The organism is Streptomyces zinciresistens K42, from assembly GCF_000225525.1.
Classification (GTDB): domain Bacteria; phylum Actinomycetota; class Actinomycetes; order Streptomycetales; family Streptomycetaceae; genus Streptomyces; species Streptomyces zinciresistens.
In genome coordinates this window covers 103,310-122,294 of sequence record NZ_AGBF01000004.1, presented here as the reverse complement: position 1 = coordinate 122,294, position 18,985 = coordinate 103,310, and the positions used below count along the sequence as shown (strand labels likewise).

Below are 18,985 nucleotides of genomic sequence, written 5' to 3'. Positions count from 1 at the left end.
TCCCCCTCTCGGCCTCCCATTGGCCCATTACCACGCGCGAGTGACGCGACGCGCACCTAATGTGGCGTTCAGTCAGGTTTTCTCCCCTGTCCTGGAGGTGCCTCATGGCCCTGCGCTCCCGCTTCGCGATATCCATAGCCGCCGGCCTCCTCGCCGCCGCGGCCGCCGCCACACCCGCCGCCGCCGACGGCGAAGGGGGGTCGTCCACGGGCGGCTCCACCGAATCCCAGGGGGACTGGGGCGGCTCCCAGGGCGGGGACGGGGGCGGCGGACAGGGCGGCAACGGCGGCGACTGGGGGAACGGCGGCCAGGGGGGTCAGGGCGGGGACGGAGGCCAGGGCGGCAACGGCGGCCAGGGCGGGAACGGGGGCGACTGGGGGAACGGCAGCGGCGACTCCGGCGGCCAGCAGTTCAGCCGCGGCCGCGTCACGGCCGGCACGCTGCTGCTGCGCAGCGCCCCCGACCGGGGCAGCCAGGTCATCCGGGTCGTGTACCGGGGGGACATCGTGCGGATCTACTGCAAGACCCGGGGCCAGAGCGTCCAGGGCGACCGGACCTGGTACCTCCTGGCCGACGGCACCTGGGCCTGGGGCTCCGGCCGCTACATCGACACCATCGGGCGCACGCCGCGCTGGTGCTGAGCCGATAGGCCCGCAACACAGACTATTTGGGTAAGTTCCGGACATGACCAAGGCCGGAACCACCCTGGTGGCGGCGGACACGCCCGCTCCCACCGCACGTCTCCCCCGGCGCCGTGGCATCGAACTGGCCCTCATCGTCGTGGCCGTCCTGCTCTCCGTGTACGGCTACTGCGCGGTCGGTATCGCCAAGGACGGCACCGTCCCGCCCGGCGCCGCCGGCTACGGCGCCGGGCTCGGCGTGCTCGCGTCGGTCGCGCATCTGGCGGTGCGGCTGCGCGCCCCCTGCGCCGACCCCGTGCTGCTGCCGATCGGCGTCCTGCTCAACGGCCTCGGCCTGGTGCTGATCTACCGGCTCGACCTGGAGACGCCGGGCGACCGGGCGGCTCCCGCCCAACTCGTGTGGTCCACCCTGGGGGTGGCCCTGTTCATCGTGGTGGTCCTGCTGCTGCGCGACCACCGGGTGCTCCAGCGCTACTCCTACGTCTGCGTCGTCGCCGCCCTCGTCCTGCTCACCCTGCCGATCTTCTTCCCGGCGGTGAACGGCGCCCGCATCTGGATCCGGGTCGCCGGATTCTCCATCCAGCCGGGCGAGTTCGCGAAGGTGCTGCTCGCGGTGTTCTTCGCCGCCTATCTGGCCGCGAACCGCAACGCGCTGGCGTACACGGGCCGCAGGGTCTTCGGGGTCGAGCGGCTCCAACTGCCCACCGGTCGCGTCCTCGGCCCCCTCGTGGCCATCTGGCTGCTGAGCGTGGGCGTCCTCGTCCTCGAACGCGACCTCGGCACATCGCTGCTGTTCTTCGGCCTGTTCGTGGTCCTGCTGTACGTGGCGACCGGGCGCACCGGATGGATCGCGCTCGGCCTGCTGCTCGCCGCGGTCGGCGCGGTGGCCGTGGGCCAGCTGGAACCGCACGTGCACGTCAGGGTCGAGGACTGGCGGCAGCCGTTCGCCTCGATCGAGGCCGGTGAGGGCCCCAACCAGCTGTCGCAGTCGCTGTTCGCCTTCGCCGCGGGCGGGGTGCTCGGCACGGGGCTGGGCCTCGGCGACTCGATCCTGATCGGCTTCGCGGCCAAGTCGGACTTCATCCTGGCGACGGCCGGGGAGGAGCTGGGCCTCGCCGGACTCTCGGCGATCTTCCTGCTCTACGGCCTGCTGGTGGAGCGCGGCTACCGGGCCGGCCTCGCCCTGCGCGACCCCTTCGGCCGGCTGCTCGCGGTGGGGCTCGCCTCGATCCTGGCGCTCCAGGTCTTCGTGATCGCGGGCGGGGTGACGGGCCTGATCCCGCTGACCGGCATGGCGATGCCGTTCCTGGCGCAGGGCGGCTCGTCCGTCGTCACCAACTGGGCGATCGTGGCGCTGCTCATCCGGCTGAGCCACCGCTCGCGCAGCCGGCTCGGCATCCCCGAGGACCCCGAGGACTCCAGGGACTCCAGGAACTCCAGGGGCCCCAGGGACCCCAAGGACCCCAAGGACCCCGAGAACGAGGAGAGCACCGTATGACACACCCCCACGACGACCGCGGGGAGACGCCTCGATGACCCGGCACATCCGGCACGCCGCCTTCTTCTGCGCCCTGTTGATGATCGCGCTGCTCGTCAACGCCGCCCGCATCCAGCTCTTCAAGGCCCGCACCTACGACGACAACATCGCCAACCGCCGTACCACGATCGCCCGTTACGGCCAGCCGCGCGGCGACATCCTCGTGGACGGGCGGCCGGTCACCGGCTCCCAGGACACCGGCGAGCATCTGCGCTACGAGCGCACGTACACCAACGGGCCGATGTACGCGCCCGTGACCGGCTTCGCCTCGCAGATGTACGGCACGACGCTGCTGGAGGCGACCGAGGACGGGGTGCTCGCGGGCACCGACCCGCTGCTGTCGCCGTTCCCCGTGTGGAGCGGCGCGGCCCGCGACCGGCACCCGGGCGGAGACGTCGCGACCACGCTGCGCGGGGCGGCACAGAAGGCGGCGTTCGAGGGGCTGGAGGGCCGCAAGGGGGCGGTGGCGGCGGTCGAGCCGTCGACGGGCCGGATCCTGGCCCTGGTCTCGGCCCCCTCCTACGACCCGTCCGCGCTGTCGGGCAACGGCTCCTCGGTCCCGCGGTCCTGGTCGACGCTGAACCGGGACCGGGACAAGCCGATGCTCAACAGGGCGGTGCGCAAGACGTATCCGCCGGGTTCCACCTTCAAGGTCGTGACCGCGGCGGCGGCGCTGGACGCGGGCGTGATCGAGGACGTGGACAAGCCGACCCGCTCCCCCGACCCCTACACCCTGCCCGGCACCCGGACCCGGCTGACGAACGCCTCGGAGGGCTGCGAGAACGCGGCGCTGCGCAAGGCGTTCGAGTGGTCGTGCAACACGGTGTTCGCGAAGCTGGGCGTCGAGGTGGGCGCCGAGCGGATGGCCGCGACGGCCCAGGCGTTCGGGTTCAACCGGGCGGACCTGAGGATTCCGTACTCCGTCGCGCGCTCCACGTTCGACCGCGAGGTGGACCGGGCCCAGCTCGCCCTGTCGTCGATCGGCCAGTTCAACACGCGGGCCACACCGCTGCAGATGGCGATGGTCGCGGCGGCCGTGGCGAACGGCGGACAGGTGCGCACGCCGTATCTGGTGGAGCGCACGACCAGGGCGGGCGGCGGCACGGTGTCGACGGCGGGGTCGAGCCCGGTGCGCCAGGCGATGCGGCCCTCGACCGCCGCCCGGATGAAGGAGCTGATGGTGGACGTCGTACGGGAGGGCACGGGCACCGGTGCCTGGATCCCCGGCGCGACGGTCGGCGGCAAGACCGGCACCGCCCAGCACGGCCTCGGCAACTCCGGTACGCCGTACGCCTGGTTCGTGTCCTGGGCACAGGGGGACCACGACGCCGAACCGAAGGTCGCGGTCGCCGTGGTGGTGGAGGACGCGGACCCGGACCGGGGCGAGATCAGCGGCGGCGGGGACGCGGCGCCGATCGCCCGGTCGGTGATGGAGGCGGTACTCAAGTCCCCGGCCCCCAGGGCCCCTTGAGACGCGGAGCCCCCAGGGCCCCTTGAGACGCGCCCGAGGTCCCCGTACGGGAGGAGAACGGTCCGGAGACGAAGGGAACAAGTCCCGCCCGGGGGATTGACGAGCTTGCTGACAGGCAGTCTCATAAGAGTCGGACGACGTACCCCCGGTAACAAGGTGAGGACCGATGACGACCCTGACGGAAGCGGACGCGCTCGACGGGCTGCGTGACGCCCTCGGCCTGCTCAAGGACCGCGAACAGGTGGCGGAGCGCCTCCTCGCCTCCTCCGCCAAGCACTCCTTCGACCCCGACGAGGAGCTGGACTGGGACGCGCCCTTCGAGGAGGGCAAGTGGTTCTGGCCCCCGGAGCTGGTGTCGCTCTACGACACCCCGATGTGGCGGCGGATGAGCGAGGAGCAGCGCATCCTGCTCTCCCGCCACGAGTCGGCCGCGCTCGCCTCCCTCGGCATCTGGTTCGAGATCATCCTGATGCAGCTCCTGGTCCGCCACATCTACGACAAGGCGGCGACGAGCGCGCACGTGCGCTACGCGCTCACCGAGATCGAGGACGAGTGCCGGCACTCCAAGATGTTCGCCCGCCTGATCTCCCACGGCGACACCCCCTGGTACCCGGTCAGCCGCGCCCACCAGAACCTGGGCCGCCTGTTCAAGACGATCTCCACCACCCCCGGCTCCTTCACGGCCACCCTGCTGGGCGAGGAGGTCCTCGACTGGATGCAGCGGCTGACCTTCCCGGACGAGCGGGTCCAGCCCCTCATCCGCGGCGTCACCCGCATCCACGTGGTCGAGGAGGCCCGCCACGTCCGCTACGCCCGTGAGGAACTGCGCCGCCAGATGATGACGGCCCCGAGGTGGTCCCAGGAGTTCACCCGCGTCACCTCCGGCGAGTTCGCCCGCGTCTTCTCCGTGGCCTTCGTCAACCCCGACGTCTACACCAACGTGGGCCTGGACAGGCGTGAGGCCATGGCCCAGGTCAAGGCCAGCGGCCACCGCCGCGAGATAATGCAGACGGGCTCCAAGCGCCTGACCGACTTCCTGGACGACATAGGAGTCCTCCGAGGAGTGGGCCGCCGCCTCTGGAAGTCCTCCGGCCTCCTGGCCTGACCAACCCCGCCCCCGCCGCCGACCGGGGAGAGGCACCGGGGCCGGGCTGCCGACCGGGGAGCGGCACCGGGACCGGCCGCGTACGGCGGGAAGGGGACGTGCCGGGGGCCCGCCCGCGGTGTCCGGCGCCGGAAGGCGCTGCACTGCCCAAGCCGGGTCCCCGCCGTGCCGAGGACGGACACCCCCGGCACCGCACCGCACCGCACCGCACCGCACCGGAGAGCCTCAGGCCCCCACACGCCCCCGCACAGGCGCCCCCGCACAGGCGCCGCAGGCACCCGCAGCCCGCCCCCAGCCCACCCCCACCCGACTACGCTGCCGGTCATGACGTCCTCGGCCCCCACCCCCGCCTACCGCCGCCTGAGCGTCGAGGAACGCCGCAGCCAACTCCTCGAAGCCGCCCTCACCCTCTTCGCCCACCGCGCGCCCGAGGACGTGTCCCTGGACGACGTGGCGGAGGCGGCCGGCGTCTCCCGCCCCCTGGTCTACCGCTACTTCCCCGGCGGCAAGCAGCAGCTCTACGAGGCCGCCCTGCGCTCCGCCGCCGAGGAACTCCGGAACTGCTTCGACGAACCGCGCGACGGCCCCCTCGTCCCCCGCCTCTCCCGCGCCCTGGACCGCTACCTCGCCTTCGTGGACGAGCACGACGCCGGCTTCAGCGCCCTCCTCCAGGGCGGCAGCGTCGTCGAGACGTCCCGCACGACCGCCACCGTGGACGGTGTCCGCCGCGCCGCCGCCGAGCACATCCTCAGCCACCTGGAAGTCACCGACCCCGGCCTGCGGCTGCGTATGACCGTCCGGATGTGGATCACCGCGGTGGAGGCCGCGTCCCTGATCTGGCTGGACGAGGGCAAGCAGCCCCCCGTGGAGGAACTGCGCGACTGGCTGGTCGACCAGTTCGTCGCCGTGCTCTCCGTCACCGCGACCCGCGACCCCCAGACCGCCGCCCTGGCCGAGTCGCTGTCGGCGGATGGCTGAGACTGGACCCGTGAAGAGCGAAGACACCCCCTTCGAGGGCGGCCCGATGGACGGCCGCGTCCTGCCCGTGCTCCTGGGCATCACCGGCCATCCGCCCAAGGCGTACCGCATCCCCGTGCCCGATCCGCACGGCGGCCCGCCCACGGTCCTCGTCTACCACCGCGTCCCCCGCACCGGCACCGGCACCGGCACCGGCCGAGTCGGCCTCAGCCGCCGCTGGAAGTACGAGTACGCCCCGGAGGGGCAGGCCCGCCGCCTGAACTGGCCATGGTCAAGACCGCGCACCACACCCCGCAACCCCCCACAAGACGCACCGCGCGACACCCCCTGACGCCGCACCGTCCCAGCACCCCGCCGCCGCACCACCCCACCGCCGCACGACACGCCGCCCATCCCCGGGACGACCCCCACGGGTGACCGGCGTACGCCGAACATCGCACATCCCGCGCGCGAACCGGGAGCGTCGGCTTGATGCTCGCGGTGCGGAGCAGAGAGCCTCTCCGCACCGGAGGTGATGACATGTCAGGAAGGCTGCTCCGTCTGGCGTGCACGACGGCGGTGTCGGCCGCCCTGCTCGCCCCCCTGCCCGCGACGGCCGCGCCGACGGCCCCCGAGCCCCCGCCCCAGGACCGCTCCACGGCAACGCTGCTGACGGACCTTCAGCGGCTGTACCGCGAGACCGAGCAGGCGACGGAGGCGTACAACGCCACCGCGGACAGGCTGAGGAAGCAGCGTGCCGAGGCGGCCCGCCTGGACACCGCGCTCGCCGCGGCCCGGCTGCGGCTGCACGACAGCAGGGGCGCGGCCGGCCGCCTGGCCCGCCAGCAGTACCAGAACACCACGGACATCTCGCCGTACGTACGCCTGCTGCTGGCCCGCGACCCGCAGCACGCCCTGGACCAGGGCCATGTCATCGGCCTGCTGGCCCGCGAGCGCGCCGAGACGGTCGGCCGGCTGACCGGCACCGAGACCAGGGCAGGCGAGCTGGCCCGCCGGGCGCGCAAGGCCCTGGACGATCAACTCGTCCTGGCCGAGCGGCGGAAGAAGGACCGGGACACCGTGCGCGAGCGCCTCGGCAAGGTGGAGGAACTGCTCGCCTCCCTCACCGCGGACCGGCTCACGGCCCTGGACGAGTTCGAGAGGAAGGGCGTGGACGCGGCGCAGCAGGACCTCCTGGCCTCCGGCACGCTCGCGAAGGACGACAGCAAGCCCTCCTCGGGCGCCCGCCGCGCGGTCCGCTACGCCCAGCGGCAGCTCGGCAAACCGTACCGGTGGGGCGCGCAGGGCCCGGGGTCCTTCGACTGCTCGGGGCTGACGTCGCGGGCGTGGGCCAGCGCCGGCACCCCCATCCCCCGCACCAGCCAGGAGCAGTGGGCCCGCCTGGAGCGCGTCCCGCTGAACCGGCTGCGCCCCGGCGACCTGGTCGTCTACTTCCCCGACGCGACCCATGTGGCGCTGTACGTCGGCAACGGCAAGGTCGTGCAGGCCCCCCGGCCGGGCGGGAAGGTCAAGGTCTCCCCCCTCGCCTCGAACCCGGTCCTGGGCGCCGTGCGCCCGCGCCCGCAGGGCTCCGTCAGGCTCCGGAAACCGACGCCGGATACGCCCCGGTCCGCTCCGGATCGTGGAAGCAGTCCTCGAAGTCGGACGGATCGCTGAGCCTGGTGGCGAACCGGGCGGCGACCGGCGGCAGTCGGCCGGCGGCGGCGATCAGGTTCAGGATGCGCTCCGGCGGCGGCGCCGGCATGGCGTTGGTCCACTCGGTGACGTGCCGCGCGGTGTCCCGGTAGCGCGCGAACGCGGCGCGCATCCACGCCTCGTCGAACTCCCTGTCCCCGTGCTCGACGATCGAGGCGAGGTGGGCCGCCGCGCACTTCGCGGCGGAGTTGGGACCCTGCCCGGTGATGGGGTCGTCCGCCACGACGTCTCTACGAGGAGGACGTGGCCGGAGCGGGTGCGGCCGCCGGTGAGCGAGTAGGGGCGTACCCGGGCGGCCTTGCGGTCGCCGCCGCGCACGGGGAGTTTCGGCCTGCCGCGCGGGGGGTCGCTCAACGGGTGCTCCCCGCCGGCGCCGCCGTCAGGGAGGTGCGCAGTTCGCTGCGGAGTTCGGGGGTGAGGACATGGCCGGCGCGGCCGACGAAGAGCGCCATGTGGTAGGCCACGACGCTCATGTCGCAGTCGGCCAGGCCGTGTACGCCGAGCAGTGAGCCGTCGCTGATGGACATCACGAACAGGCTGCCCTCGTCCATGGCGACCATCGTGTGCTTGACGCCGCCGTACTGCATCAGCTTGGCGGCGCCGAGGGTCAGGCTGCCGATGCCGGAGACGATGGTGGCGAGGTCGGCGGAGGAGCCGCGGGGACCGGCGGGCCGGTCGTCCCCGCCTCCCCGGGCCGCGTCGTTGCGGGAGTGGTCGGAGGAGAGCAGGAGCAGGCCGTCGGAGGAGACGACGGCGACGGACTGGATGCCCGGCACCTCCTCGACCAGATTCGTCAGCAGCCAGTGCAGGTTGCGGGCTTCACTGCTCAGTCCGAAGGTGCTGGGCGCGGTCAACTGCTTGCCTCCTCGGCGGTGCCCCCCGTGGCTGCTTCGGATTCGATGCGTGCGGCGGTTCCCGCGGCGGGCGCCGCGGTGGCTCCGGTCTGCTCGGCGATCTCCGCCTCCACGTCGCGGTGGCCGGCCCGTGCTCCCTGGCGGAAGCCGCCGAGCCGGCGCCGCAGGGCTTCGGCGTCGACGGATCCGGCGCGCTGGCGCGGGACGGACGGGGGTGCGGTGATCTTCGGGGTCCGCTTGGGCAGCCCCTTGTCGGTGACGGGTTCCCCTCTTTCCTCCCGCTCGCCGGTGTCGTCCCGGTCGTCCCCGGCCCGCTCGTGGGCGTCGGGGCCGATGGCGTACGGGTCGGCGGCGGGGGCCCGCGCCTCCCCGGGGGCCGGAGCGGAGGGCTGCTCCGGGAGGAGCAGTTCCATGGTGGTCTCGGCGGGCGACTCGGCGTGCCCGCCGTCCGCCGGTTCCGCGGCCGGTTCCGTGACGGGCGCGGCCGTGGCGCGGCCCTCCCGCTCGGCGGCCGCCTCCGACTCCCGTACGGCCCGCTCGGCCAGCTCCACCAGCGGGTCGCGCTGCTTCGAACGGTCCGGCAGGACGGGGGAGTTGGCCTCGGCGTCGGCGCCCGGCAGGGAGACGGACGGGCCGGCGCCGGGGTGCGGGGCGTCCGAGGGGACCGCCGTGGCGGGGGCGTCCGCGAGCAGTGCCGTCGGGAGCACCGCGACCGCCGCGACGCCGCCCTGCTTCTGCTCGCGCAACTGGACGCGCACACCGTGGCGGTGGGCGAGGCGGGCGACGACGTACAGGCCGAGGCCCAGGCCGCCCTCGCCCTCCTGGTCGTAGGTGGCCTCCGGGTCGAAGCCGGTGAGCCGGGAGTTGAGCCGGGTGAGGCGGTCGTCCGCCATGCCGATGCCCTCGTCCTGGACGGAGAGCATGACCTCGCCGCCCTCCAGCAGCCGGCCGGAGATCTCGACGGGCAGGTCGGGCGGGGAGAACGAGGTGGCGTTCTCCATGAGTTCGGCCAGCAGGTGGGAGAGGTCGTCGGCGGCGAAGCCCGCCACGTGCGCGTGCGGGGGCAGGGCGGCGATGCGGACGCGCTCGTAGCGCTCGATCTCGCTGACGGCCGCGCGCACGACGTCCACCAGCGGGACCGGTCCCGCGCTCTGCTGGACGTGTTCGGTGCCGGCCAGCACGAGGAGGTTCTCGCTGTGCCGGCGCATCACGGTGGCGAGGTGGTCGAGCTTGAACAGCGTCGCCAGCCGCTCGGGGTCCTGTTCGCGCTCCTCCAGGCCCTCGATGAGGGCGAGTTGCCGCTCCACCAGGCCGAGGGTGCGCAGGGCGAGGTTGACGAAGGTGGAGCCGATGGTCTCCCGCAGCCGCTCCAACTGGGTTGCGGAGTCGGAGAGTTCACCGCGCAGTTCCTCGCGGGCGTCGGCCATCTTCTGCCGCTGGCCGACGAGGTGCTTGCGGTCGGACTCCAGGGTGGCGAGGCGCTCGTACAGTCCGGCGGCGTGCGCGTGCAGGGCGTTGACGGAGTCGACGACCTGGGCGAACTCGTCCTTGCGGCCGGTGAACTTGACGGGTTCCTCGGCGGCCGGGTCCTCGGACCGGGCGAGCCGCGCGGAACCGAGCCGGAGCACGGCGAGCGGGCGGGTCAGGCTGCGGGCCATGCCGGTGGCGACGCCGACGGCGAGCAGCATCAGCACGCCGAGGAGCGCGACGCGGATCTCCAAGGCGGTGACGTCGTCGTCGCGCAGCTGGGCCAGGGCCTTGGTGCGGCGGTCGTAGAGCGCGGACTCGGCGCCGCGCATGGAGTCGACGCGGGCGGACAGGGCGGCCTCGGCCCGCCGCACGTCGGTGGCCAGGTCGCGGTCGGAGAACGTGGCCTCGTCGGTGAGGGCGGCGAGGTACTTCTCGGCGCTGTCGACCTCGGGGCCGGTCACCGTGGAGTCGTACGAGGCCCGCGCGGCGTCGGGGGCGGTGTCGCGGAAGTCGGCGAGGGAGGCGTCGGAGCGCACCCGGGCCTGCTGGGCGGCGGCGCTGAGGGCGGCGCGCTGCTCGGCGTCGGCGTCGGAGGAAGTCCTGCCGGTGGTGGCGATGCCGGTGATCGGGTCGATGACCGTCCGGGGGGTGGACGGCACGCTCAGCGCGGCGAGCAGCAGGCCGCGGGCGGCGGCGGCCTGCTGGACGGCGGAGTCGAGTTCGGCGAGCGCGTAGGCCCCGGCGCCGGCGCGGGCGGGCATCCGCTCGGCCAGCCGCTCGGCGAGGCCGCGCAGTTCGGTGATGGCGGCCGAGTAGGAGCCGTGCGTCTGCAGCGCGGTGCTCTTGCCGGTGAGCGCCGCGCGGCGCAGGCCCGCTATGGCGCCGAGGTCGTCGCGCAGCGAGGCGGGCAGGCCGGTGTCGGCGCGCAGTTCCTCGACCTGGCGGTCGACGCGGACGCTGCGCTGCTCGCTGGGCGCCTTGGCCTTGGGGCGGCCGGCGGCGACGTAGGCGGTGACCTCGTCGCGCTCGTCGGCCAGGGAGTGGGCGAGGGTGAGCGCGTTCTCGGTCTGCTCGGCGAGGGTCACCAGCCCCTGGCTGTCGCTGAGCTGCCCGGAGGCGGCGACGACCGAGGGCGCACCGGCGGCGGCGATCGCGGCGGCGACCACGGCGACGGCGACGATCAGCCGGTTCCGTACGTGTGTGGGGCGCCCCCTGCCGGCTGGTGCGGCGGTGTCGGTGGTGCCGGGAGTGGGCCGCGCGGCCCCTGCGGAGGCCGTCTGCTTGCCTGAGCGACGAGGCCGCGTCTTCTGCACCGGTGCTCGCATTCCTGACTCGTGGTACCCATCGGACCGGGTGACGTTGCGTCAACTGCCGCCGACCGTACGTCCACCCTCCCCCGCGCTCGCGACCGGGTCGCGTCTGGGGGGCGCCCTCACCGGTCCCCGACCCTCCCAGTGCCGGTAGGCGACGGGTACGCATCACCTGACCCGCCACCCGAAGGAGTGAACCCCGGAGGGGAGTTGGCGGGCAAGTTCCTCCGGCGGGCGCACGGGCCCGGCGCGGCGGGCCGGTTGGACGTCTGCGGCGGGCGGTGGCAGTATTCGCCGCCACGTCTTCCCGCAGTGGCGGTATTCCCGCCCAAATCAGGCACGTGGCCTGCGCCGCCGTACCCGTTCGGCATCTGATGCGGCCCCTTCGCGCCCCGCGTGGAGGGCTCGTGCAGACTGACCGGATGCGAACTGAGCTTGTTTCGGAGTCCGGCGATCCGGCCCGCACCAACGAGGACTTCGCGAGTGTCGCGCTTCCCGCGTCGGGACAGGGCGGCGCACTGGTCGTGCTGGACGGGGTGACGCCGCCGAGAGGCGGGACCGGCTGCCTGCATTCCGTTCACTGGTACACCGCGCGGCTCGGCGGCGCCCTGACCGAACTGACCGTTTCCCTCCCGGATGTTCCGCTCGCCGAGACGCTGGCCCGAGCCGTCGCGCGGACCGCGGAGGCACACGCGGACACCTGTGACCTTTCTCACCCGCGCACTCCGCAGGCAACCGTCGTCCTGGCGCGGTGGTCCGCCGAGGCGGTCGAGTACCTGGTGCTGTCCGACTCGGCCCTGCTGGTGGAGTCCCCCGACGGTACGGTCACCGCGCACCTGGACGACCGGCTGGCCCGGCTGCCCCGCTCCTCGCTGGCCACGGACGCGTACATCGACGCCCACGTCCGCAACAGGGAGGGCGGCTTCTGGACCGCGGCGGCCGATCCCTCGGTCGCGGCGCGCGCGGTGACGGGCGCCGTCCCGCACGCCGGGGTGCGCGCGCTGCTGGCGCTGACGGACGGGGCGACGCGCTGGGTGGACAGGTTCCGCGCGGGCGACTGGGGCGACTGCCTCGCCCTCGTGCGCAAGGAGGGGGCGGGCGCGCTGGTGGCGCGGGTGCGGGAGCTGGAGGCGGCCGACGCCGGGGAGCGGACCCGTCTGGGCCGCAGCAAGCTCCACGACGACGCGACGGCCGTGTACGTGGAGCTGTGAGCGGGCGGCCCGGCCGCGCGCGGGAGCCCGGCGGACCGGCGCGGTTCCTGACCTCCGCAGCCGGGGCGGCCCGGCCGCGCGCGGGAGCCCGTGCGCCGCGGGACTACTTCTCCATGCCCCGGTTCAGCTGGTTGAGCAGCCGTGCCAGCTCGGCGACCTCGCCCCGGTCCCAGTCGGACAGCTGGGCGACGTACCGCGCCCGCCTGGCCTCGCGCACCTTGGCGACCCGGCCGCGCCCCTCCTCGGTGAGGTGCACCAGCCAGGCCCGGCCGTCGGCGGGGTCGGGCTCGCGGGCCACCAGGCCGAGGTCCTCCAGGGCGCGCAGCTGGCGGGACATGGTGGCCTTGCCGACGCCGATGTAGGCGGCGAGCTCGGTGGCCCGCATCCGCTCGGACTCGTCCAGACGGACCAGCAGTCCGTACGCGGCCGACTCCAGGTCCGGATGGACCTCGCGGGCCATCTCGCCCTGCTTGGCCCGCGCCCGCCGGAACAGCACCGTCAACTCGCGTTCCAGGTCGAGGAACTCGGGCCGGCCCATCCCGCCGGACACGCCGGGTCCCGCTTCACGCGCGTGGTCGTTCGCGTCTTCGTGCACGTCAGTTCCCGCCTAGGTGTCCCGGTCCGGACGTCTTCGCCGGCCGCCTTCTTCGCAGCGGCGCCGCCAGTATTCCGCAGGCCCGCGGCGGCGGCAGCCTGCGGACCCCCTTCCACCTGCCCTTCTGCGGGCCGGACCCGGACCGGTGGGCGTCGCGGGGGCGCGGGGGCGCGTGTGCGGCATCCGGACGCTCCCGGCGCGCGGCGCCGGGCCGCCGGAGGCACGCTGGGCCCGTGCACCGACCTGAACAGCTCCGCTCCCGCCGCCTGTATCCGACCGGACTCCTGCTCGCCCTCACCCTGACCCTGGCCCTCCTCGCCCTGTCCGCCCGGCCCTCCTTCGCCGGCGACGACACCCCGCCGCGCGGCTCCGCCTCGATGGGCGCGGGCGTCGCGGCCCACGACGGCGTCCACAGCGGCGGCGCCGCCGTCCTCGCCACCCAGACCGAGGGCGTGGACGTCTCCAGCTACCAGGGCGACGTCGCCTGGCCGACGCTGTGGAGCAGCGGCGTCAAGTGGGCCTACGTCAAGGCCACCGAGGGGACGTACTACACCAACCCCTACTTCTCACGTCAGTACAAGGGCGCGTACGACGTCGGGATGATCCGCGGCGCCTACCACTTCGCGACGCCGGACACCTCCGGCGGAGCAAAGCAGGCCGACTACTTCATCGACCACGGCGGCGGCTGGTCCCGGGACGGCCGGACCCTGCCCGGCGCCCTGGACATCGAGTGGAACCCGTACGGCGCGGCCTGCTACGGCAAGACGCCGTCCGCGATGGTCACCTGGATCCGCGACTTCCTGAACCGCTACAAGGCCCGTACCGGGCGCGGGCCCGTCATCTACACGGCCACCAGCTGGTGGAAGCAGTGCACCGGCAACTACAGCGGCTTCGCCGCCGCCAACCCGCTGTGGATCGCCCGCTACGCGAGCACGGTGGGCGAACTCCCGGCGGGCTGGAGCTACTACACGATGTGGCAGTACACCTCCTCCGGGCGGACCGTCGGTGACCACAACCGCTTCAACGGCACCCTGGACCGGCTGAAGGCCCTGGCCACCGGCTGATCCCCGCCCACCGCGGGGCGAAGGCCCGAGCCCCCCTCACGGGACCCGGGCCCCACCTGTTCCGGTCGCGTCCGTCACGCCGCGACCGGAACCTCCGTGGCCGCGCCGTCGGTGGCCGGCGACAGGGCCAGTTCCAGGACCTGCCGGACATCCGTCACGGCGTGGACGTCGAGCGTGTCCAGCACCTCCGCGGGGACGTCGTCCAGGTCGGGTTCGTTGCGCTTGGGGATGATCACCGTGGTGACCCCGGCGCGGTGGGCGGCCAGCAGCTTCTGCTTCACGCCGCCGATCGGCAGGACCCGTCCGGTCAGCGAGACCTCACCCGTCATCGCCACGTCCGTGCGGACCAGGCGGCCCGACAGGAGCGAGGCCAGCGCCGTCGTCATCGTGACGCCCGCGCTCGGACCGTCCTTGGGCACCGCGCCCGCCGGGAAGTGGATGTGCACCCCGCGGTCCTTGAGGTCGGCCACCGGCAGCTCCAGCTCGGCGCCGTGCGAGCGCAGGAACGACAGCGCGATCTGCGCGCTCTCCTTCATCACGTCACCCAGCTGGCCGGTCAGCGTCAGCCCGGCCGCGCCCGTCTCCGGGTCGGCCAGCGACGCCTCCACGAACAGCACGTCGCCGCCCGCGCCGGTGACCGCGAGCCCCGTCGCCACGCCCGGCACCGCCGTGCGGCGCTCGGCCGGGTCCTGGGCGGACTCGGGCACGTGGTGCGGCCGGCCGATCAGCCCGCGCAGCTCGTCGCTGGTGATGGTGAACGGCAGCTCGCGCCTGCCCAGTTCGTGTTCGGCGGCCACCTTGCGCAGCAGCCGCGCGACGGAGCGCTCCAGGGTGCGCACGCCCGCCTCGCGCGTGTACTCGCCGGCGAGCCTGCGCAGGGCGCCCTCGTCGATGGTGACCTCGTCCCGGTTCAGCCCGGCGCGCTCCAGCTGGCGCGGGAGCAGGTGGTCCCGGGCGATGACGACCTTCTCGTCCTCGGTGTAGCCGTCGAGGCGGACCAGCTCCATCCGGTCGAGCAGGGCCTCCGGGATGGCCTCCAGGACGTTGGCCGTAGCCAGGAACACCACGTCCGACAGGTCCAGTTCGACCTCCAGGTAGTGGTCCCGGAAGGTGTGGTTCTGCGCCGGGTCCAGCACCTCCAGGAGGGCGGCCGCCGGGTCGCCCCGGAAGTCCGAGCCGACCTTGTCGATCTCGTCGAGCAGGACCACCGGGTTCATCGACCCGGCCTCCTTGACCGCCCGCACGATCCGGCCGGGCAGCGCGCCGACGTACGTACGGCGGTGGCCGCGGATCTCGGCCTCGTCGCGGACGCCGCCGAGCGCGACGCGCACGAAGCGGCGCCCCATCGCGTGGGCGACGGACTCGCCGAGCGAGGTCTTGCCGACGCCGGGCGGGCCGACCAGGGCGAGCACGGCGCCGCCGCGCCGCCCGCCGACGACGCCCAGGCCGCGGTCGCCGCGGCGCTTGCGCACCGCGAGGTACTCGGTGATGCGCTCCTTCACGTCCTGGAGTCCCGCGTGCTCGGCGTCGAGCACGTCCTTGGCGCCCCGGATGTCGTAGGCGTCCTCGGTGCGCTCGTTCCACGGCAGTTCGAGGACGGTGTCGAGCCAGGTGCGGATCCAGGAGCCCTCCGGGGACTGATCGCTGGACCGCTCCAGCTTGTCGACCTCCTTGAGCGCGGCCTCGCGGACCTTCTCCGGCAGGTCGGCGGCCTCGACACGGGCGCGGTAGTCGTCGGACTCCTCGCCGTCCTTCTCGCCGTTCAGCTCCCGCAGCTCCTTGCGGACGGCCTCCAGCTGGCGGCGGAGCAGGAACTCGCGCTGCTGCTTGTCGACGCCCTCCTGGACGTCCTTGGCGATGGTCTCCGCCACGTCCTGCTCGGCGAGGTGGTCGCGCAGCTGCTGCGTGGCGAGCTTCAGCCGGGCCACCGGGTCGGCGGTCTCCAGCAGTTCGACCTTCTGCTCGGTGGTCAGGAAGGGCGAGTAGCCGGAGTTGTCGGCGAGCTGGGACACGTCGTCGATCGCCTGGACGCGGTCCACGACCTGCCAGGCCCCGCGCTTGCGCAGCCAGGCGGTCGCGAGGGCCTTGTACTCCTTCACGAGCTCGGCGACCTGGCCGGGCAGCGGCTCGGGCACACCGTCGTCGATCCGGGTGCCCTCGACCCACAGCGCGGCACCCGGTCCGGTCGTGCCGGCGCCGATGCGTACGCGCTCGCGCCCGCGGATGAGGGCGCCGGGGTCGCCGTCGGCCAGCCGGCCGACCTGCTCCACGGTGCCGAGCACACCGGTGCCCGGGTAGGTCCCGTCGACCCGTGGCACCAGCAGCACCCGCGGCTTGCCCGGTGTGGACCGGGCGGCGGCCTGTGCGGCCTCCACCGCCGCGCGCACGTCGGCGTCGTTCAGGTCCAGCGGGACCACCATCCCGGGCAGCACGACATCGTCGTCGAGCGGCAGAACGGGCAGGGTGAGCGATGAGGACGTCGAAGCCATGATCTCCCCTTCGGCAGTCAAGTTGAGTTATGCCGACTCAATGCTTGGGGGAGGCCGATTGTTCCCCGGGCTCACGCCCGTTCGCTGTGGGCGATCGGACGGGCACGGGAGGCCGCCGGGGAGGCCGCTCCCGCGGGTGCCGAGGAGGCCGATCTAGCGAGTGCCGGCGAGGCCGCTCCCGTGGGTGTCAGGAACGTCCGGACCCGGCGGCGCCCGGCTCGGGACGCCCGGACTCCGGGCCGCCGTGGCCGGGGCCGGTGAAGTCCGGACTGGTGAAGTCGGGGCCGGTGAAGTGGGGGCCGGTGTAGTCCGGGCTGGTGAAGCGCGGCCGTGCGCCTCGCCCGCTTCCCCCGCCCTCGCTGCCCTCTCCGCCCTCTGCGCCCTCCCCGCCCTGAGTGTCCCGGCCACCCTCGTCGCCCTGACCGTCCTGACCGTCCTGATCGTCCAGGCCGGGGCGGCCGTAGCCGGGTTCCGGGACGCGGCCGGGGGCGGCGGGCGCCGCCACGGGGGACGCCGCCGGATCGGCGAGCGCGTCGCGCAGGAAGGGCCGGATGCCGCGCTCCAGCAGCGCGGCGCGCCAGACCTCCCGCGCCCGGTCCACCTCGGCCGCGAGCGCGCGGTACGCCTCGGACCGCGGGGCCGGGGTGTTGCGCAGGGCGGTCACCAGGAGGCAGGCGGCGGCGACGAGGATCGCGGCCGCCGTGATCGCGCCGAACACCCACCCCGTGGCGAGCAGGGCACCGCTGAACGACGACGCCCGTCCCGCGACCTCCAGGAGATAGCCCAGGCCGAGGAAGATCGCCGCGGCGGTCCCGGCCAGCACAGGCGTCAGGACCGCCACGACGGCGGCGGCCCCGGCACCCGCGGGCCCGGCGTCCGCCGCGGCCCCGGTGCGGCCCGGCGGGCGGCGCAGTTCCTCCCGGAGTCCGACGTAGGACGCGTACTCCGCCGTCGCGGCCCCGGCGACGACCGTCGTGGCGGCGAGCGCCATGGCGCGCAGCTGCTCCGGACCCGGGCGGCGGCCGGCCGGGTCCGGGCGGCGCGGGGCGGTGCGCAGCGCCTCGTCGAGAAGCCGCTCGTACTCATGGCGGTCCTCGCTCAGCAGGTACCGGGGACCGCGACCGCCCACGCGCGCGTACTCCCGTCCCGGCGGCTCCGGGTCCGGCGGCCGGGGCGGCTCAGCGCTCCCGGGCAGCACCCGGGGGCGTGCCCCGTACTCCTCCCGGCCGGACGGCGGCACGACCGGGCCGGGCACCGGGAGCGTGCCGGGTTCCGGGGCCGGACGCCCGGGAGCAACCGCGTCCCGTCCGCCGCCCCGCCCGGCGTCGCCGGCCCGCTGATCCGGCCCGTAGCGCCGGACAGGTCGGCCGTACCGGCACCCGGCCCGCCGGGTACGGCGGCTGTGGCCGGGTCGGCCGCGGGGCCGGGGTGGGCGCTCGGCCGTGCGCGCCCGAACCCGGTTGCCCCGCCTCGCGGCCGGGCGTTCCCGACGGGGCGCGGGCCGGCGAACCGGACGGGGCAGACGGGGCGGTCGGCGACTGCGCGCGGCACGCCTCCGGCCCCCGGCAGGATCAGTGTCGGCACGTCCACGGCGCCCCCGGTTCCCGCACGGCGGTGCTCCCCCTCGGAGCCCGCGCACCGAGCGTAGGGCGCCGCGCCCACCGGAGGAAGCCGACCTGGGAAAACGGCAGTTGCCAACGGAAACTCCCGGTGGCGCACGCCGCGGGCCTGCACGGGGAACGGCGTCCGCGGCCCCGTGATGCCAGGATGGGCCGATGCCCACCTCGTACGAGATGCCCGAAGTCCTGGACCGCCGCGAGGGGCCGCACGGCGAGGTCGTGCTGCGCCGGCACGGCCGGCTGCTCCAGATCATCGCGAACGGCTGCTTCCTGATGGACACCTCCGACGGCCGTTCGGAGCGGCTGCTGGTGGACGCCGCGCTCGACGCGCTGGACGGCCGCCCCCGCCCCCACCTGCTGATCGGCGGGCTCGGCGTCGGGTTCTCGCTCGCACACGCCGCCGCGGATCCGCGTCCGGGCCGGATCACCGTCGTGGAGCGCGAGCACGCGATCGTCGACTGGCATCTCGACGGGCCGCTCTCCCCCTTTTCCGCCGGTGCCCTCGCCGATCCCCGCACCCGGATCGCGCGAACGGACCTCGTGGCCCACGTCCGTGAGACGTCCGCCACGTACGACGCGCTCTGCCTCGACATCGACAACGGCCCCGGCTGGACGGTCACGGAGGGCAACGAGAGCCTGTACGCACCGGCCGGACTGGCAGGCTGCGCAAGGGTGTTGAGGCCCGGCGGGGTACTGGCCGTATGGTCGGCCCAGCCCTCTCCGGAATTCGAAGAAACCTTGCGTAATGCCGGATTCCAGCAGGTGCGTACCGAAGAGATCCCCGTTGCCCGGGGCGTTCCGGACGTCGTCCACCTCGCCGTCCGACCTGGATAGCCCTGGGACGGTGACTCCCCGTACTCTGCTTCTCTGACGCGGATCATTCAAGCGTCAATCGCAGGCATGAGCAGGGACAGCCAGACAGCGGAATCACCCCACGGATTCCGGA

15 protein-coding genes and 2 pseudogenes are annotated in these 18,985 nt (G+C 74.1%); 10 read left to right on the top strand and 7 right to left on the bottom strand.

From position 1 onward, the window contains the following. The first annotated feature begins 104 nt into the window (after window positions 1-104). The 7 genes from SZN_RS03050 to SZN_RS03020 all read left to right on the top strand — a co-directional run bounded on the left by SZN_RS03050 (window position 105) and on the right by SZN_RS03020 (window position 7,388). Window positions 105-641: an SH3 domain-containing protein gene (locus SZN_RS03050; protein WP_007491315.1), complete on the top strand. Its 537-nt coding sequence runs from the start codon at window positions 105-107 to the stop codon at window positions 639-641. A gap of 43 nt (window positions 642-684) precedes the next feature. Continuing rightward, window positions 685-2,139 carry an FtsW/RodA/SpoVE family cell cycle protein gene (locus SZN_RS03045; protein ID WP_007491314.1) on the top strand — a complete coding sequence of 485 codons (1,455 nt, stop codon included), beginning with the start codon at window positions 685-687 and terminating at the stop codon, window positions 2,137-2,139. 34 nt (window positions 2,140-2,173) lie between these two features. Further along, complete coding sequence (locus SZN_RS03040) at window positions 2,174-3,649, top strand: penicillin-binding transpeptidase domain-containing protein (protein ID WP_007491312.1); 1,476 nt, start codon at window positions 2,174-2,176, stop codon at window positions 3,647-3,649. Between the two features lie 166 nt (window positions 3,650-3,815). Further along, complete coding sequence (locus SZN_RS03035) at window positions 3,816-4,754, top strand: AurF N-oxygenase family protein (protein ID WP_007491310.1); 939 nt, start codon at window positions 3,816-3,818, stop codon at window positions 4,752-4,754. A gap of 324 nt (window positions 4,755-5,078) precedes the next feature. Beyond that, window positions 5,079-5,732, top strand: a complete 654-nt coding sequence (locus SZN_RS03030) for a TetR/AcrR family transcriptional regulator (protein ID WP_007491308.1) — start codon at window positions 5,079-5,081, stop codon at window positions 5,730-5,732. Beyond that, window positions 5,725-6,063: a hypothetical protein gene (locus SZN_RS03025; RefSeq protein WP_078508405.1), complete on the top strand. Its 339-nt coding sequence runs from the start codon at window positions 5,725-5,727 to the stop codon at window positions 6,061-6,063. Before SZN_RS03030 ends, SZN_RS03025 begins: the two co-directional genes overlap by 8 nt. 188 nt (window positions 6,064-6,251) lie before the next feature. Further along, complete coding sequence (locus SZN_RS03020; RefSeq protein WP_007491304.1) at window positions 6,252-7,388, top strand: C40 family peptidase; 1,137 nt, start codon at window positions 6,252-6,254, stop codon at window positions 7,386-7,388. Here SZN_RS03020 and SZN_RS03015 read toward each other — a convergent pair. From SZN_RS03015 to SZN_RS03005, 4 genes and pseudogenes are all read right to left on the bottom strand, one after another. Then, window positions 7,306-7,653 (bottom strand): annotated as a pseudogene (locus SZN_RS03015) (styrene monooxygenase/indole monooxygenase family protein); the annotation flags it as partial. The gene SZN_RS03020 and the pseudogene SZN_RS03015 sit on opposite strands and share 83 nt — an antisense overlap. Next, window positions 7,653-7,760 (bottom strand): annotated as a pseudogene (locus SZN_RS38090) (DUF742 domain-containing protein); the annotation flags it as partial. The pseudogenes SZN_RS38090 and SZN_RS03015, both read right to left, overlap by 1 nt. A gap of 17 nt (window positions 7,761-7,777) precedes the next feature. Further along, window positions 7,778-8,281, bottom strand: a complete 504-nt coding sequence (locus SZN_RS03010; protein ID WP_007491301.1) for a roadblock/LC7 domain-containing protein — start codon at window positions 8,279-8,281, stop codon at window positions 7,778-7,780. Next, window positions 8,278-11,076 (bottom strand): sensor histidine kinase, encoded by a 2,799-nt coding sequence (locus SZN_RS03005; RefSeq protein WP_078508403.1) that lies wholly within the window; start codon window positions 11,074-11,076, stop codon window positions 8,278-8,280. Before SZN_RS03005 ends, SZN_RS03010 begins: the two co-directional genes overlap by 4 nt. Window positions 11,077-11,483: 407 nt before the next feature. Here SZN_RS03005 and SZN_RS03000 point away from each other — a divergent pair, with 407 nt between their 5' ends. After that, the gene (locus tag SZN_RS03000; RefSeq protein WP_007491296.1) at window positions 11,484-12,272 is read left to right on the top strand and encodes a protein phosphatase 2C domain-containing protein; all 789 of its coding nucleotides are present in this window, start codon (window positions 11,484-11,486) and stop codon (window positions 12,270-12,272) included. A 103-nt stretch (window positions 12,273-12,375) separates the two neighbouring features. On the opposite strand, the gene SZN_RS02995 is transcribed toward SZN_RS03000, so the two are convergent. Then, the gene (locus SZN_RS02995; RefSeq protein WP_007491294.1) at window positions 12,376-12,867 is read right to left on the bottom strand and encodes a MarR family winged helix-turn-helix transcriptional regulator; all 492 of its coding nucleotides are present in this window, start codon (window positions 12,865-12,867) and stop codon (window positions 12,376-12,378) included. Between the two features lie 233 nt (window positions 12,868-13,100). Between SZN_RS02995 and SZN_RS02990 the strand changes: the two genes are divergently transcribed. Further along, window positions 13,101-13,931: a lysozyme gene (locus SZN_RS02990; RefSeq protein ID WP_007491293.1), complete on the top strand. Its 831-nt coding sequence runs from the start codon at window positions 13,101-13,103 to the stop codon at window positions 13,929-13,931. A gap of 74 nt (window positions 13,932-14,005) precedes the next feature. Here SZN_RS02990 and lon read toward each other — a convergent pair whose 3' ends face one another. Both lon and SZN_RS02980 read right to left on the bottom strand, forming a co-directional pair. Next, a complete protein-coding gene (gene lon / locus SZN_RS02985) occupies window positions 14,006-16,420 on the bottom strand; it encodes an endopeptidase La (RefSeq protein ID WP_007491291.1) in 2,415 nt (804 codons plus the stop codon). A 187-nt stretch (window positions 16,421-16,607) separates the two neighbouring features. Further along, window positions 16,608-17,549, bottom strand: coding sequence for a hypothetical protein (locus SZN_RS02980; RefSeq protein WP_244313274.1), 942 nt, complete (start codon window positions 17,547-17,549; stop codon window positions 16,608-16,610). Between the two features lie 646 nt (window positions 17,550-18,195). Between SZN_RS02980 and SZN_RS02975 the strand changes: the two genes are divergently transcribed. Then, window positions 18,196-18,873: a spermidine synthase family protein gene (locus SZN_RS02975; protein ID WP_007491287.1), complete on the top strand. Its 678-nt coding sequence runs from the start codon at window positions 18,196-18,198 to the stop codon at window positions 18,871-18,873. Window positions 18,874-18,985: the final 112 nt, after the last annotated feature.

Excerpts from the sequence above, each read along its gene's own strand:
- SZN_RS03040 (WP_007491312.1), top strand. The coding sequence starts at position 2,174 with ATGACCCGGCACATCCGGCACGCCGCCTTCTTCTGCGCCCTGTTGATG.
- SZN_RS03005 (WP_078508403.1), bottom strand. The coding sequence starts at position 11,076 with ATGCGAGCACCGGTGCAGAAGACGCGGCCTCGTCGCTCAGGCAAGCAG.
- SZN_RS03025 (WP_078508405.1), top strand. The coding sequence starts at position 5,725 with ATGGCTGAGACTGGACCCGTGAAGAGCGAAGACACCCCCTTCGAGGGC.
- SZN_RS03035 (WP_007491310.1), top strand. The coding sequence starts at position 3,816 with ATGACGACCCTGACGGAAGCGGACGCGCTCGACGGGCTGCGTGACGCC.
- SZN_RS03045 (WP_007491314.1), top strand. The coding sequence starts at position 685 with ATGACCAAGGCCGGAACCACCCTGGTGGCGGCGGACACGCCCGCTCCC.
- SZN_RS03020 (WP_007491304.1), top strand. The coding sequence starts at position 6,252 with ATGTCAGGAAGGCTGCTCCGTCTGGCGTGCACGACGGCGGTGTCGGCC.
- SZN_RS02975 (WP_007491287.1), top strand. The coding sequence starts at position 18,196 with ATGCCCACCTCGTACGAGATGCCCGAAGTCCTGGACCGCCGCGAGGGG.
- SZN_RS03030 (WP_007491308.1), top strand. The coding sequence starts at position 5,079 with ATGACGTCCTCGGCCCCCACCCCCGCCTACCGCCGCCTGAGCGTCGAG.
- SZN_RS03000 (WP_007491296.1), top strand. The coding sequence starts at position 11,484 with ATGCGAACTGAGCTTGTTTCGGAGTCCGGCGATCCGGCCCGCACCAAC.
- SZN_RS03050 (WP_007491315.1), top strand. The coding sequence starts at position 105 with ATGGCCCTGCGCTCCCGCTTCGCGATATCCATAGCCGCCGGCCTCCTC.
- lon (WP_007491291.1), bottom strand. The coding sequence starts at position 16,420 with ATGGCTTCGACGTCCTCATCGCTCACCCTGCCCGTTCTGCCGCTCGAC.